This window comes from Paenibacillus sp. 2TAB19 (genome assembly GCF_052115185.1).
GTDB lineage: Bacteria > Bacillota > Bacilli > Paenibacillales > Paenibacillaceae > Pristimantibacillus.
Genome location: NZ_JBFRGE010000054.1, coordinates 30,985 through 45,594, shown reverse-complemented (window position 1 = coordinate 45,594; position 14,610 = coordinate 30,985). Strand labels below are relative to the sequence as shown.

11 protein-coding genes are annotated in these 14,610 nt (G+C 52.0%); 1 reads left to right on the top strand and 10 read right to left on the bottom strand.

Features of this window, described 5'->3' with window-relative positions:
- Positions 1-241 precede the first annotated feature (241 nt).
- From AB4Z33_RS21550 to AB4Z33_RS21510, 9 genes are all read right to left on the bottom strand, one after another.
- Positions 242-1,081, bottom strand: coding sequence for a carbohydrate ABC transporter permease (locus AB4Z33_RS21550; RefSeq protein ID WP_442051857.1), 840 nt, complete (start codon positions 1,079-1,081; stop codon positions 242-244).
- A 27-nt stretch (positions 1,082-1,108) separates the two neighbouring features.
- Positions 1,109-2,011, bottom strand: a complete 903-nt coding sequence (locus tag AB4Z33_RS21545; protein ID WP_442051855.1) for a carbohydrate ABC transporter permease — start codon at positions 2,009-2,011, stop codon at positions 1,109-1,111.
- Between the two features lie 106 nt (positions 2,012-2,117).
- Positions 2,118-3,497 (bottom strand): ABC transporter substrate-binding protein, encoded by a 1,380-nt coding sequence (locus AB4Z33_RS21540; RefSeq protein ID WP_442051854.1) that lies wholly within the window; start codon positions 3,495-3,497, stop codon positions 2,118-2,120.
- 148 nt (positions 3,498-3,645) lie between these two features.
- Positions 3,646-4,914 (bottom strand): ABC transporter substrate-binding protein, encoded by a 1,269-nt coding sequence (locus AB4Z33_RS21535; protein ID WP_442051853.1) that lies wholly within the window; start codon positions 4,912-4,914, stop codon positions 3,646-3,648.
- Between the two features lie 38 nt (positions 4,915-4,952).
- Complete coding sequence (locus AB4Z33_RS21530) at positions 4,953-5,930, bottom strand: substrate-binding domain-containing protein (protein WP_442051852.1); 978 nt, start codon at positions 5,928-5,930, stop codon at positions 4,953-4,955.
- Complete coding sequence (locus AB4Z33_RS21525; protein ID WP_442051851.1) at positions 5,930-7,729, bottom strand: cache domain-containing sensor histidine kinase; 1,800 nt, start codon at positions 7,727-7,729, stop codon at positions 5,930-5,932. Before AB4Z33_RS21525 ends, AB4Z33_RS21530 begins: the two co-directional genes overlap by 1 nt.
- 1 nt (position 7,730) lies before the next feature.
- Positions 7,731-9,368 carry a response regulator gene (locus AB4Z33_RS21520; protein ID WP_442051850.1) on the bottom strand — a complete coding sequence of 546 codons (1,638 nt, stop codon included), beginning with the start codon at positions 9,366-9,368 and terminating at the stop codon, positions 7,731-7,733.
- A gap of 203 nt (positions 9,369-9,571) precedes the next feature.
- Positions 9,572-9,976, bottom strand: coding sequence for a type II toxin-antitoxin system VapC family toxin (locus tag AB4Z33_RS21515; protein ID WP_442051849.1), 405 nt, complete (start codon positions 9,974-9,976; stop codon positions 9,572-9,574).
- Positions 9,973-10,209: a hypothetical protein gene (locus AB4Z33_RS21510; RefSeq protein ID WP_442051848.1), complete on the bottom strand. Its 237-nt coding sequence runs from the start codon at positions 10,207-10,209 to the stop codon at positions 9,973-9,975. Before AB4Z33_RS21510 ends, AB4Z33_RS21515 begins: the two co-directional genes overlap by 4 nt.
- A 249-nt stretch (positions 10,210-10,458) precedes the next feature.
- Here AB4Z33_RS21510 and AB4Z33_RS21505 point away from each other — a divergent pair, with 249 nt between their 5' ends.
- Positions 10,459-10,797 (top strand): hypothetical protein, encoded by a 339-nt coding sequence (locus AB4Z33_RS21505; protein WP_442051847.1) that lies wholly within the window; start codon positions 10,459-10,461, stop codon positions 10,795-10,797.
- A gap of 100 nt (positions 10,798-10,897) precedes the next feature.
- Here the strand turns inward: AB4Z33_RS21505 and AB4Z33_RS21500 are convergent, their stop codons facing one another.
- Entirely contained in the window at positions 10,898-14,494 is a 3,597-nt protein-coding gene (locus tag AB4Z33_RS21500) for an S-layer homology domain-containing protein (protein ID WP_442051846.1), read from the bottom strand.
- Positions 14,495-14,610 lie beyond the last annotated feature (116 nt).

Genomic DNA, 14,610 nt, shown 5'->3' with positions numbered 1-14,610 from the left:
AGACTATTGCTGGCCGTTTTATTATGAAAGTATCGATGAATTATCTAATYGACTTATGTCAGAAGGATACCTATATTATGTAATCTCTTCTTCATACGGATTGAATGGTTGGATTGTAGCAAAGCAATATGACATTAACAGGATCGTGTAAGGCGAACGCATAACTCCTGTCGTAGAACGTTCAATAAAACAGCGACAGCTTAGGACTTTATTTTCTAGTCCATGGTTGTCGCTGTTTCTGCTACTTGACTGCTCCCGCCGTAATTCCGCTGGCGATTTTCTTCTGGAAAATAATATAGACGATTAACACCGGAACGATCGTCATGAGAAGCGCCGCGAACAGCGGACCCCATTCCGTGCGGTATTGCATCTCGGCCTGCATAATCCCAATTTCGATGGGCAGCGTATACTGCGTAGGATCGTTAATTAGGATGGTGCCCACGATATATTCGTTCCAGATGTTCAGGACGTTCACGATACCGACCGTGATCAGCCCAGGCTGGGATAGCGGCAGCATGACGCRGAAGAACGTTCCGTAATGGGAGGCTCCGTCGATAACCGCGGCTTCCTCGAGCTCCTTCGGCAACGACTTGAAGAAGCCGACCAGCACGAACACGCCGAACGCGATGACACTGGACGTATAGACGAAGATAAGACCGATTTTGGTATTGATCAGATTCATGGAATCCATGAGGAAAAACAACGGGATAAGCGCCAAAATAAACGGAACCATCATAGACGAAATATAGAGTAAATACAACCCGTTGCTTCCTTTGAATTTGTACCGGGCGAGCGCATAAGCGGTCGTAGCGGACAGCAGCAAGCCGAGCAGCGTCGAGCCGCCAGTTACCACGATCGAGTTGATAAAGTACTGGTCGAAATGATACTTGTTCCAGACATAGGAAAAATTCGACCACAGCAATGGAAAATCGGGCAGCGCCCACGGCGCGTTAAGGAAAAACTGCTCGTTGTTTTTCAAAGCGTCCAACAGCGTCCACAACAGCGGATACAGCACGGAGATGCTCCATATGACAAGAATAGCGAAGAAAATAAGTTTAACGACCGGATTTTTGATCCCCATATTCAATCTGATGTCCCCCTTTGACCTCTAGCTCAGTTCGACCGATTCATGACGGAGCAGCCGCTGCAAGATGACCGTGGTGATCAGGGATAGAACGAGAATAAGCACCCCTATAGCCGCCGCGTAGCCGAAATGATATTGCCGGAAAGCCATCTGGTACAAGTACGAGCCCATAACATGAGTCGAATTGTCCGGTCCGCCTTCAGTCATGATCCACACGATGACGAAGGAACCGTTAAGCGTCGTCATCATGATGTTGATGATGGATACCTTCATCTGCTCCCAGATGAGAGGAACGGTGATGCTCTTGAACTGCATCCACTGACTCGCGCCTTCCAGTTGGGCCGCCTCGTAGTAGGACTCCGGGATATTCTGAATAGCCGCGATCATGAGAATCATATAGAAGCCGATACCTGCCCAGATGGCTGGAGGCAGCAGCATATAAATCGTATGCGAGGTAAAGCCGAGCCAGGCGATCGTCACCTTCTCTTCCGTGAACAGGGAGAGGAACCCGTTCAGGAAGCCGATCTGCGGGTTATAGATGAAATTCCACAGTACGCCGATGACGACGACGGAGATAACGTTCGGGATAAAAAAGATCGACCGGAAAAAGCCTGCCAGCTTGAAATTAAAGCGTGTCAACGCGACGGCGAAGAAGGTTGCCAGAACCATGATTCCGACGATCTTGCCCGCGACGAGAAGGTAATCATTGCCGATGGCTCTTAGAACGATCGGGTCTTTGAACATATTCACGAAGTTGTCGAAGCCGATGAAATCCTTCGTATCCGACATCCCCGACCAATCGAACATCGAATAGTACAGCGCCTGAATGACCGGATAGATGGTGAAAATGAAGAAAAATACGAGAGTCGGAACGATGAACGTGGCGATGAACAAGTTGCGCTGAAGCTTTTCCGATACCGACTTCATGCGGGCTCGCCTTCCTTTCAAGTAAATTCGCGGAGGCATCCTTCTGGCTCGCGCCTTGGGTTTGCCTCCGCTTCCACGGTTTTTCAAGTAGATAAGCTAGAGATAATTACTTAACCTTAGCAACGACATCGGTCACGCGCTTAACCCACTCTTCCGGCGTAATCTTGCCGATGGTCAACGCATCGGTCGCGTTTTGCATTTCCGTGTCGACGTCCGCGTTGAACGTAATCGTCGGGATGACGACCGTATTCGGATCCGTCAGATATTTCGCTGCATCCTTAACGAAGCTAGGCGCATTCGAGCTGCTGATGTCACCCTTGATGTTGGAAGGAGCGCCGCTTAGCTCAGCCCACTGAGATGCTTGAGCTTTGGAGAACACGAACTGCAGGAACGCCTTTGCCGCTTCTTTGTTCTTCGCATTCTTAGCGATTGCGACAGTAGCGGTGGACGTGTTCGCGACGACCTTGCCGCCCGGCTTCTGAGTGAGCGACGGAATGAAGCCGAAGTCGAAGCCTGCCGGTACGTCCTTCGCCATTTCGTTCGGCAGCCAAAGGCCGTTGGAGATGAACGCGTCCTTGTGCTGCAGGAACATCATTTGCGAGTCGGTATGGTTGATTTGGATGGCCGCCTTGTCGATCAGACCCTTGTCGCGCATTTCCGCGATTTGGTTCAGAGCCGCGAGCACGGCCGGGCTTTGGTAAGCTTCGATCTTGTTCGCCGCCATGTCCTGCAGGATCGTGAAGTCGTCGTTATTGTTCGAGACGATCGCCGGATACAGGATCRAGCCGTTGATGTAGTAAGGATATTTGCCGGTATGGATATACGGCGTAATGCCGTCTGCCTTAATTTTCTCGCTGACTTCGAGGAACGATTGGAAGTCGGCCGGTTCGGCGTAGCCCTTCTCCTTGAAGAGAGCCTTATCCCAGAAAATGCCCCACGAGTTCAGAACGAGCGGGATATTGTAGATCTTGCCGTCATATTGCTGCGGCTGTTGAGCCAGCGCGTCGAGGATCTTGTCGCCGTCGATGTTCTTGGCATCCTTCAGCCAGTCGGTCAGGTCCTCGAGCTGGCCGTCTTCGACCATCTGGCGGTCGTTCAGGTTCGGACCGTCAATGTAGACGAAATCCGGCGGGTTGCCCCCGATCCAGCGCGGTTTGTTCTGCTCGTTGATTTTCGGACCGGCGCTCTCCTTGATGTTCAGCTCTGGATTCGCCGCTGCGAAATCAGCGATAACCTTCTTCCACCACTTGTCGCCATAACCGCCGACGAAGTATTGAATCTCGAAATCGCCGGTCAGCTTCGTCTCGGACGAGCCTGTGCTCGGCTCTTCGGTTGCATTTGTACTTGGCTCTTCGGTTGCATTCGTGCTCGGCGCTTTGGTTGCGCCCCCGTTATTCCCGTTGCCGTTCGAGCCGCAGCCTGCCAGCAGCGCGATCATCATGACAGCGGCAAGGCAAAGCGCTGCCCATTTTTTGTTTGTCACCATATTGCAAAAACCCTCCCCGTATATGCTGGTTTGCGCCATGTTCGGCGCCTGTAACCATCATATCGGGGAGGGCTTCTCGTCTCTATCGAATATCTTCCAAATAATCTCTAGTATTTTCTTATTGTGCGGCTGAACGCCGCTCTGCCCGCTATTGCGTGCTACGGGTCTCCGCGAACTTCTGAAGCTGGTCGAGCGCGTCCTGCGGCGACAGGTTGTCGTAGAGGACGGCATCGCCCATTTTGCGGCTTATATCCATAACCGCTTGCCAGGCGGGCTCCTGAATTGGATAGAACTTGGCCTTGCCCAGCTCCTCCAAGTACTGCTTCATCGCCGAATCGGATTGAGACAGCCTGCTTCCGACGGTAGACGTAACCGGGATAAAGCCTTCCCGAACGATCATGTCCTCGTAGTTATTGTCATCATAAAGAAAATCGAGAAACTTCATGAGTGCCGCCTTGTCCGTATGGTCGGTCTGGAAGGAGACCAGCACATCCTGAACCCCGAATGAAATCGGCGGCATCCCGTCTCTGACCGGGAGCGGACCGCTTCCCCAGCGCAGGCCGGGCGACTCTCGCGTCACGACGGACGCGAAGTAGTTGCCGGAGATCATCATGCCGAGCTTGCCGTCGCCCATGATCCGTTGCTTCTCGTCGCGGGTCGTCACCGTCGGCTCCGAATCGGTCAGCCCTTGACCGTACAGCTCCTTGAGATAGGTCAGTCCCTGCACATTCTCGGGAGAGTTGATGACCCACTTGCCGTCCTTGATCCAACCGCCGCCGGAACCGAAGAAGAAGTAAGACAAGTAAGCCTGAATCTCGTCGTCCGTCAAATCCACGCCGAAGCCGTGAGCGGCGCTCGTCTCTTTGATTTTGCGCGCGTCCTCCATCAGCTCGCTCCACGTCTTCGGCGGCGCCCCGATTCCCGCCCCTTCGAACAGCTCTTCGTTATAGTACAAGTTGCGAATCGACGCCACATACGGAAGCGCGTACTGCTTGTTCCCGATTCGATCCATCTGCATCAGATTCGGATACAGCTTGGCTTTCAGCTCCGGAGAAATAATCTCGTTCAGATCGTTCAGCTTGCCGGCATTGGCGAAATGCGCGTATACGTTCGTGATGAGCAGATCGGGGGGGCTGTTTTTGCTCAGCATCGACGTGTAGATCCCATCCAGCACGTTCCAGTTGGCGACCTGAAGATCAACGATAATTTCCGGGTTTTGAATCTCGAACTCCCGGACAAGCTTTTCCAGGAACGGCTTGCTCTCCGTGCTGTATTCCGCGGCGACGAAACGGATAACCGACTGCTTCTCCTCCTCGGTGACGATCGGCTGCGACTCCTTGTCCGAGCACGCCCCTAGCAGCGTTGCTGCCGACAGTATACATACCAGCAATAACGCGCGAGCACTCCCCCGCTTCATTCCTATTCCTCCCTCATCATCCCGCATATCCGGGCCCTCTACCTGAATGGAAACAGCAGCTTCTGGTTTTCCGGAGAGTACATATTGTCTCTCGTCACGACGATGGAATCGATATACGTCATCCTCGGAACCGTCTTGCGGTCGATTAACTTCAGAGCCGTGCGCACCCCGAGATACCCCATGTTAAATGGCCGCTGAACGATCATGGCGCTCAGGCTGCCTTCCTCCAATAGCTTGATCTCGTAGAGCGAGCTGTCGAAGGCGATAAGCTTCACCGTATTCTGCTTGCCCGCTTCCTCCACCGCTTTGGCCGCCCCCAGAGCCGCCGGCTCGCTCAGTGCGATGATCGCGTTCATGTCCGGTTCGGAGCTAAGAAGATTCGTCGCGAGTACATAGGCGCGATCTTCATTATTGTCGCTGTAAAAGGTTCCGACGAAGCTGTTCTCGTTAGCATCGATCGCCTCCCGAATTCCCTTGACTCTCTCTGCCGACACGCTGGACGACTCGTAATCGCTCAGAACCGCCACGCGCGGAGCTCCCGCCGTTTCCGCAACGGCGACCTCTCCAGCCTGCCTGCCGGCTTCCGCGTAATTGCTGGATAACGTCACCCCGTCAAAATCCGAGCCCATCGGCATATCCATCACGACCAGCTTGATGCCAGCTTCCCGGATGCGCGCAAGTACGCTCCTCACCCCGGCGTCCTCGATCGGCGCGACAACGAGCGCTTCCGGCTTCCGCATGAGGACGTCCTCGAGCAGCCGAACCTGAGCCGCCGCATCGGTATCCTGCAGCGAGCCTATGACCTCGAGCCGGGCACCGCTCCCCTTGACTCCCGCAACCGCACCTTCGCGAACCGTCTGCCAGAAGTCTGAGCGCACGTTGGTGGATTTCAGCATAACCGCGATTCTCGGCTCGCTCGCCGTGCCGCCCTTATAGAGCTGGAAGTAAAATACGGTGAATAGCGCGGTCGCCAGAACCAGCAATCCCATTCCTACCGTAAACTTCTGAAGCCGCATCAGCCCGCACCTCCCGCTCCCTCAATCTTGGGGATGCGAATGGTCACGCAAGTCCCCTCTGCCAGCTCGCTTCGGATGGAGATTTCGTAGGCATGTCCGAAGTACAATCGAATTCTTTCGTTCACGTTGCGAATGCCGATCCCCCCGTTTTTCCACTCTCCGTCCGGCGCTTCCCAGATTTTGTCCAGCTGCTCCTCCGTCATGCCAAGCCCGTCGTCCTCAATCTCAAATACAATGCCGTCCGGCGACTCCATGCCTCGGATGACGATCGTTCCGCTGTCGGGCTTATTGCGAATGCCGTGATAGATCGCGTTCTCCACAAAGGGCTGAAGCAAAATCTTAAGCGTCTTATAGCCCAGAATCGAGTCGGAAATGTCCAACCGGTAGTCGAACTTGCTTGAATATCTCATCTTCTGAATGAGCAGGTAATTGGTAATATGCTCAAGCTCGATCCGAATCGGGACAAGCTCCTGCTCCTTCGTGATGCCCGCCCGAAACAGCTTGGCGAGAGCGGAAGTCATTTCAACGACCTCCTCGTGCTTCTTCGTCTCCGCCATCCACACGATCGAATCGAGCGTGTTGTATAGAAAATGGGGATTGATCTGCGCCTGCAGCAGCTGAAGCTCGCTCTTGCGCTTGTTCTCGTGCGTGTCGAAGATTTCCTGCATCAGGTTCTTGATCTGCCCGACCATCATGTTGAACGTTCGCGCAAGCTGGCCGATCTCGTTCATCTGCGTCACTTCGGCCTGTACGTCGAAGTTGCCCTTCTCCACCTTCCGCATGTTCCGCTGCAGATTGCGAATCGGCCGCGACAGCCGGCGCGATAGCATAACGGAGATGACGAGGGAGACCGCTACGCCGCCGAGCGTGATGAACAGAAAGTTGATCAGCGTGCTCTTATAGCCGATCAGGTCTTCCGCATAGGCGACCCCGACGATTTTCCACCCGAAGCTTGTGTCCTTGACCGAATAGAAACGTTTGCCCTCTTCGTCCTCCACCTTGAACGTAGTCCCGCTTCCCGCTTGTACGACCTCGGCGATCTGCTCGGAGCGCAGGTTGCTGTAGATGAGCTGCTGCTCCGGATGGTAGACGATATTGCCGCTGCCGTCGACAATGAATACGTAGCCTTTTTTGCCAAGGTTAATCTGACTCAGCAGGTCGTTAWTGACGCTTAAATTCAAATCGACGAGAAAAATGCCGTCCGCCGTCATACCGTCCGAGTTCTTCAGCTCCCGGCTCAGCGAGACGACCCAGCGATATTCGTTCTGAATGATGTTCTGCACATGGGGCTCGGAGATAACCGACTTGCCGCCCTCCCTCTGCGCGTTCATGTACCAGGCTTGCTCCTCCACCTTCGCGTTCGGGTTCAGCGTCGTGATCCGGCGATCGGAGACGAATCGGCCGTTGTAGCCGAATACCATTATGGAAGCAATATCCTTGCGGGTGTAGAGAATGGATTGGAAAAGGTCCGAGATCCGCTTCTCATAAGGGCGGCGCCCTTCGTTCCCAATGAAGCTGTTGCTGGAGATGTAATATTTCACGTCCTTATTCGTCATCGCGAGCAGGGAAATGTTCTCCATGTTATCGACATAGGACTGAATGTTCGTGTTCACCTGGTTGATGACTTCCTGAATATAGCCCTTCGAGTTTCTCTCGACGGCGTTGACGGAGAGCCGATAAGCGAACAGGCTCGTCGCCGCGATCGTCAGCAGGATCAGAACGGAGAACGCGAAGGCAATGCTCGATTGAATGCTTTTTAGCGGAAAAAGCGGGAATAACGGCCGGCGTTCTCGGAACATGTCAGCTTAGACTCTCCTTTGCCTGCTTCTCCCGAAAATCCCGCGGAGACGAGCCCGTATGCTTCTTGAACAGAATGCTGAAGTAATTCGGATCCGCGTAGCCTACCTGCGACGCGATCTCGTAAAATTTGAGCGAGGTGGCAAGGAGAAGCTCCTTCGCTCTCTCGAGCCGTACCCGGGTCAAGTATTCGACGAAGGTCTCTCCGGTATATTGCTTAAAGAGAAGGCTGAAATAGCTCGTGCTCATCAGCGTGTGCCGGCACAGGTGCTGAAGCGACAGCTTCTCCTCGGCATAATGATCTTCAATATATTCGGTCGCCTTGGCAATCTGATTGCTGGCAACCAGATTGCGGTTGTCCAGCGCGGACTCCGCCAACTCGCTCGCGATCACCTTTAGCCAGACCTCGATCTCGTCCAGCGTTTTGAAACGATAAATGTCCGTCAGCCATAGCTGGCGTTTCCTCAGATCCTCCGCCTCATGCGCCCCGAGCTCTTGCATGACGTTCATGAGCGTCAGTACGATTCTCTGCGTCTGCAGAAATACCGCCTCGATCGGCAGCCGCGAGCGTCTGAATGCCTCGATCAAGCACTCGATTTGGCGGCACGCCGCTTCTCCCGAGCCCGTCTTGACGGATGCGGACAGCTTGCGTTCCCAATCGGCGGGCAGGGCAGCCGGCATCGCCCGGCCTTCGCTCCCTTCCAGATCATTGATGCTGAGAATCCGGTTCTTCCCCAGCTGGAATCGATAATCCAGAGCGGATTGAGCGCTCTTGTAGGATACCGGAAGCTGCTCCGGCGACGAACAGGCACGCCCAATGCCGATCGTCACGGTGAACTTCAGGTACCTCTCAATGTGGTGCCTTGCTTCCTCCGCCATTCCGTAGGCCTCAACGTATAGTTCGTCCTCTCCATCGGCTCCGTTCAGAATGACGACAAGCCGCTCCTCCCTCGTACGAAACAGAAGCGCGTTGCTGCGGGCCGAGATGACCTCTTCGAAAATGTTATAAACGGCAAACCGGAAAAACTCCGCGTCGTGACCATCGTCCATCCATGCGTCGCGTTCGCCGAAGTCGTCGATGTCCGCCAGCATAACGATGAACGGAGGCTTCAGCGCAGGCAACCCAAAAAACGCGAATTGCCCCTCGATTTCCTGCCTTCCCAGACCAAGCACGACAAGCCGCTCCAAGAACCGTTCCCGAAGCAGCGGCAAGCTCAGATGGAGCTGGCTGCGCAGCCGGCCGAGATCCTCGCGCCGCTTCGTCTCCTCGTCCATCTCCTGCCGGACTTTGACTAGCAGCGCTCTCATATCTTTCGCGGTGATCGGCTTCAGAATGAAGTCCGACACCTTGAGCCGGATCGCTTGCTGCGCATACTCGAACTGATCGTATCCGGTCAGAATAATCATTTTGATATACGGATAATTGGCCGTGACCAGCCCCGCCAGCTCCAGCCCGTCCATAAGCGGCATGCTGATGTCCGAGATAATCAGATCCGGCTTGAAGGCTTCGATCGCTTCCCATGCGTCTCTACCATTCTCGTAATCCCCGATCAGCGCGAAGCCGTGCTCCTCCCACTCGATCGTTTGCTTAAGTCCGTCCCTGACTACCAATTCGTCGTCCACGATCATTACTTTGTACATGGGCTATTCCTCCGCAGGATCGATGTCAATATCACTTTCATCATAACTGATGCCCTCGGAGGGGGTAGGGGGAAAATTATCTTATGGAAAGGGTATTAATCTCCTTCTCGACGAGGAGCTCCCTGCAACGGAAGCGCAATCAAGGGATTAGGTCTATATAAAAAAGCCGACTCTCCAACTAGTCGTAGAAGAGACGGCTTCACTTAATTTGATTTAATATTCAAAAGTGGAATATCCAATTYGTCTTGGACAAAGCCCATGTCAGAATCTCTCGAAACTAATGTAAGTTCATAAACCGATGCTGTCGAAATAATAAGCGCATCTGGGGTTTTTAACTTACGTCCTTTATCCTTAAGATCTCTGCGAAGCATGCCAGCCAACTTTGCAATTTCTGATGTAACATCTATACATCTTTTTGTAGTAAACAGCTTTTCAGCATGAAGTTGTTCTTCGTGTTTCAACCMAGCGAAGACTTCAGAAATCGTAATTACAGAAAAATAAATTGGCATTTTGTCACCAGATGCATGCTGAACAAATTCAATAACATTGGGCTCGTTAATAAGAATCKCAATCGCAATATTCGTATCCAACAGATACCCTTTATTCATGCATTCCAGTCCTCACGCGATCTGTTGACTTCTTTAAGAAGCTCTTTACCTCGTTCAGGAGTTAATGAACCAGCCGCCTCCAAAAGATCATCAACAGAGTAATCTTCCTCTTGAGCTTCAACGGTCTGCTTTTCTAGGTCAATTAATACGCGAGAATTATTTATGTTGAGTTTTTGTAGGATGGATTTTATCGCACTCGCTGCTTGTTGATCCATTTTTTTTGGGATCATCATTATCCCTCCATTGTGTAGCTAGATTAATTCATTATAACATACGTGAGGTTGTTTCAAAAATTAACATTACAACACATTTGTGCTCGCCCCCCTCATTAATCGCCTCATGAGATTAACCCTCTACCTTATCAAGGCCAATCCAGTAGATTGAAAGTCTCGGTGACAAATATCCAATCATCGAAAGACTATTGCGCATAAAATACCAAAAAAAATAAGAATAGAAAAGGAAAGTGATCCGAAGTGAAGCGAATGCACAAAGCACGTACTACCGCGATTCTTCCTACTGAAAGTGAAGCTTTGAATGGTTCCATTATTCCAGAAAATTCTCCCGCTACTCCTTCCTCAGACAATGAGTTTGCCACGTCCAATCGATTAGGTGGATTCGATGGAATCATGTCCTTGATGGGAAATGCCCAAAAATTTTTCAGCATCTTTCAGCAGTTGCAGCCAATGATCAAAATGGCCGGCTCTTTTTTTGGACCAAAAGCGTTCCTATCCAGTCTACCTAATGAAAGGGTTAAAACGAAAAATAAAAAATCCGCAAAAGGATCACGAGTAGCCTCCCATTCGCGCAAGAAAACAAAGTAAAACGAAGCTTACTAAAGGTAGATAATGCGGTTTTCCAGTAAAAAGGGTTACCCTAAAGCCGTTTGTTCCAACGCCCCAGGGTAACCCTTCATTTGTTCATCTATTTATTCAGTTGCTCCAACATTCTCATCAGCACGGTTACGGCTTCCGCTCTGTTCGTTTTTGCATCGGAGTTGAATTTATTTGCTCCTGAACCTACCATAAGGCCAATCTTCTCAACTGCCGCTACTGCGCCCCTCGCCCATGACGGGATGGTCTTGTCGTCTGCGAAGCCGGTTACGGCATTCTCATCGATGGATAGTTTCAGCGTTCTTGCAACCATAACTGCCATTTCACTGCGAGTAATCGTTGCATCCGGACGGAAGGTACCATCGTCATAGCCGGTAATAATGCCTAGTTGGACGGCTTGCGCGATCGCCTTCTTTGCCCAGTCTCCGATCTTAGCCTCATCGGTGAACGTCAATGCCGCTCCATCTCCGGCCCGCTTCAACGAGTTCATCAGCATGACCGCGAACTCCGCACGACTCACCGTGGAATCCGGCTTGAAATTACCATTCGGATAACCCGTAACGATTCCGCTACTGACCGCTTGCTTGATGTTCGACTCAGCCCAGTGTCCCTTAATATCATTGAAACTAACATTCTCTTTGACGGGCTCATCCGTGGCCATGACAGCGAACTTCGTAAAGTGATCAACCTCTACGGAAATATGATTTCCGTCGACGACACCCCCGATTTTCACCCATACTTTCTTCGTTTCGTCATAGTAGAACACAGCCGGCTTTTGATCATTTTTCAATAGTGCGGGATCGAAAGCAAAGGTCAAAGTTACCGGCTTGCTGAAATTGCCCGATACGTTTTTCAAAATTTCAAAGATCGGGCTTGCCAGCACTTCTTCAGGTGTTGGAAGCGCCTTCGTGTCCAGCACTTTGGTGATTGTTACTCGCAGTTCTTCGTTTGTTGCGCCTGCCGGAATGGACACCTTCACAGCACCATCCAAACTAACCTCGCCTTTGGTTCCGATTGGAAGCGTCAATGTACCGTCAGTGGAGATTAGAGGCGATTCGATGGTTGGATTGCTTCCCCCACCCGATGGCCCGGCAGGTGCTGCTTTTACGGCGATCGTTGCTGTTCCAGATTTGCTTGTATCAAACGTTGATGTTGCCGTAACGACATAGTTGCCTGGCACCGCGTTTGCGGCAACCGTTACGAAACCATTCGCGTCAACGGCTACATTCGAGTTATCGCTGCTTGTCCAAGTTACGGTTCGTGGTGCTCCTCCCACTACTGATACGTCAGCTGTCAGTTGCTGATTCGCTCCCTGAACAACTGTAGCTGTTGCCGGACTTACCGTTACGCTTGTCACGGATCCTACATTCAACTTCGCCGTTGCCAGAGAAGCCAGAGCACTTGTCGTTGCCGCAGTTCGAACCTGCAGATTGTCATTCGGAAATAACGATACGTCTAACGTTGCCGTTCCCGCCGCAATCATGGATGTCACGGCTTGCCAGGTTGTGCCGCCATCTCTGCTGTATTCCATCGTTAGGTCAGCGCCTACTAGCTTCACGGCAGCCTGCCCACCGGACAAATTCGCGGATACTCCGCTCGGCGCTTCTGCCGCACTAGCGATTGATGCCACCAGGAGATAATTTGTCGGCATCGCCGCTTCGCGAACATATATATTCCCTGCCGTAAACGTGATATCCGTATTCGTATCGTTTGCGCTCAGCCACGTTCCATCCGTTCCGTCCGTTGAATCCAGGCTATATTCCATAGCCGCCGACGTACCGGTGATTTTTCCGCCTAATACATTAATGCCTACGCCGGATAAGTTAAGCAGGACCRTGACCGTTGCCGTTCCTATTTTACTCGTATCCGCGGTTGACGTTGCCGTAAGGGTATAGTCGCCTTTCGCCGCATTCGAGGCAACCGTCACCAATCCGTTCGCATCAACGGTTACATTCGAGTCATCACTGCTAGTCCAGGTTACGGTCTGGTCCGCTCCACCCACTGTTACCAATACGGCAGTCAACTGCTTCGTTGCTCCCGCAGCTACGATCGAAGCGGATGGACTTACGTCTACGCTGATTACGGCTGAAGGCACCGCTGCCTTAAGGTAAGGAAAGCCATTATTATAGGAAGAATCCATCCCCCACGCCCCTGTACCTTCTGAAAAATCAAATCCGACATACGTAAAATGAAGCTTCATGGCTTCGGTTGTTACGTACGTACCAAGACCATTATCGACAGGGATGTCGTAATAGCTGTTGTTGATCAATCCTGCAACCTGGGCACCTACTAAGCCGCCCATCCCCCAACCATCGGCTACACTCCCTGTTGCATAGCTGGTAAGAATATAACCCTGACTCATACCAACCAAACCGCCTATCGTGTCATTACCTCTCCCGCTTCCCGATGCAAAGCTGTTGCTGATCATCCCATTCCCATAGTTCCAGCCGACCAGGCCCCCGATATAGCTGCCTCCCGACAAGCTTCCCTGAGCGTGGCTGCTGCTAATTCTCCCATCGTTGGATCCCACAAGTCCGCCAGCAGCGCGTGTATTGGCTGTGACCTCAGCTGCGGCATAGCTGTTGCTGATCAGGGCGTAATTGAAATTCATACCGACCATTCCGCCTACGCTGTTAAAGCCGGTGACGGTTCCCGTGACGCTGCTGTTGCTAATGGCCCCTTCGTTTAATCCAACCAGACCGCCTACATAGGTATTCCCGTTAATGAGGACGTCTACCAGCTTCATATTTGTAATAACGGAATAAGCGCTAGTACTACCAAATAAACCGACGGTATTGCCACTGGACATGTTTATCGTTAAATTGCTGATCGTATATCCGTTCCCGTCCAAAGAACCTTCGAAAACCTGCGTATTCCAATCGCCGATCGGCATCCAGCCCTCGCCCGAGGAGTAGCCGCTCAAATCAATATCTTCTGTCAGCTTATAATAAACGCCAATCCCCATGTCTTCCCTGATATTAAAGAGCTGTTCCGCGGTTGCAATCTCATAAGGACTGCTTTCCGTCCCCTCCCCGAATAAGATACTTTCGATCACCAGTGTCTGATCATAAGGAACCGCGGAGCTATCCGCGAATGCCTCGGCATCGATTCGGATGAGGTTCTCCGATCCGGCTAACGCATGCTCGAAGTGAATGGAGAACGAGCTCGACGAAGCCGCAGTCGTTACATTCGAGACGATATCGTTCGTACCCAGCGGCGAAAAAGCTTCCTCCCCCGTCTTCTGCACCGTGATTTTGCTTCTCAAATCTTCTATCGTGCCCGCTTGTGCCGCATAAACGCTAAATGTAACCGTAACGGTCCGATGATCTCCGCTGCCGTTTGCGGTCACTCCGCTATCCAGCTGCAAGTCGCGAATCTCGCAAGTTTTCACGGTGCCGACCGCGGGATCCGTTACGGACAATCCCGTCGCCGAACAAGTCACGTCGCCGGTAATGATTTTCGTCACATATCGGGTATCCGCTCCGAATCGCAGCTCTTTCGTCCCGGAAGGGGAACATGTTCCTCCCTCGTCCGCGCAGTGCGTCCAATCGCTGCCGGCGTCTGCCGACGCAGGCAACGCCAATGAAGATGATAACAAAGAAAATACCATCAGTCCCAATAGGATTCGAACCGTAAATCCTTTTATCAGTACTTGCGGAAAACCGAATAATCTCATCATATACATCATTTCCCTCTCGCTCCTCATCTGTTCTACTAGATAGATTTATTATAAAAACCTCCAATGAAAGAATAATAAAAGAATAGCAAGAAACGAAGAAGAAGCCAGGGAGCGATCCCTGGCTT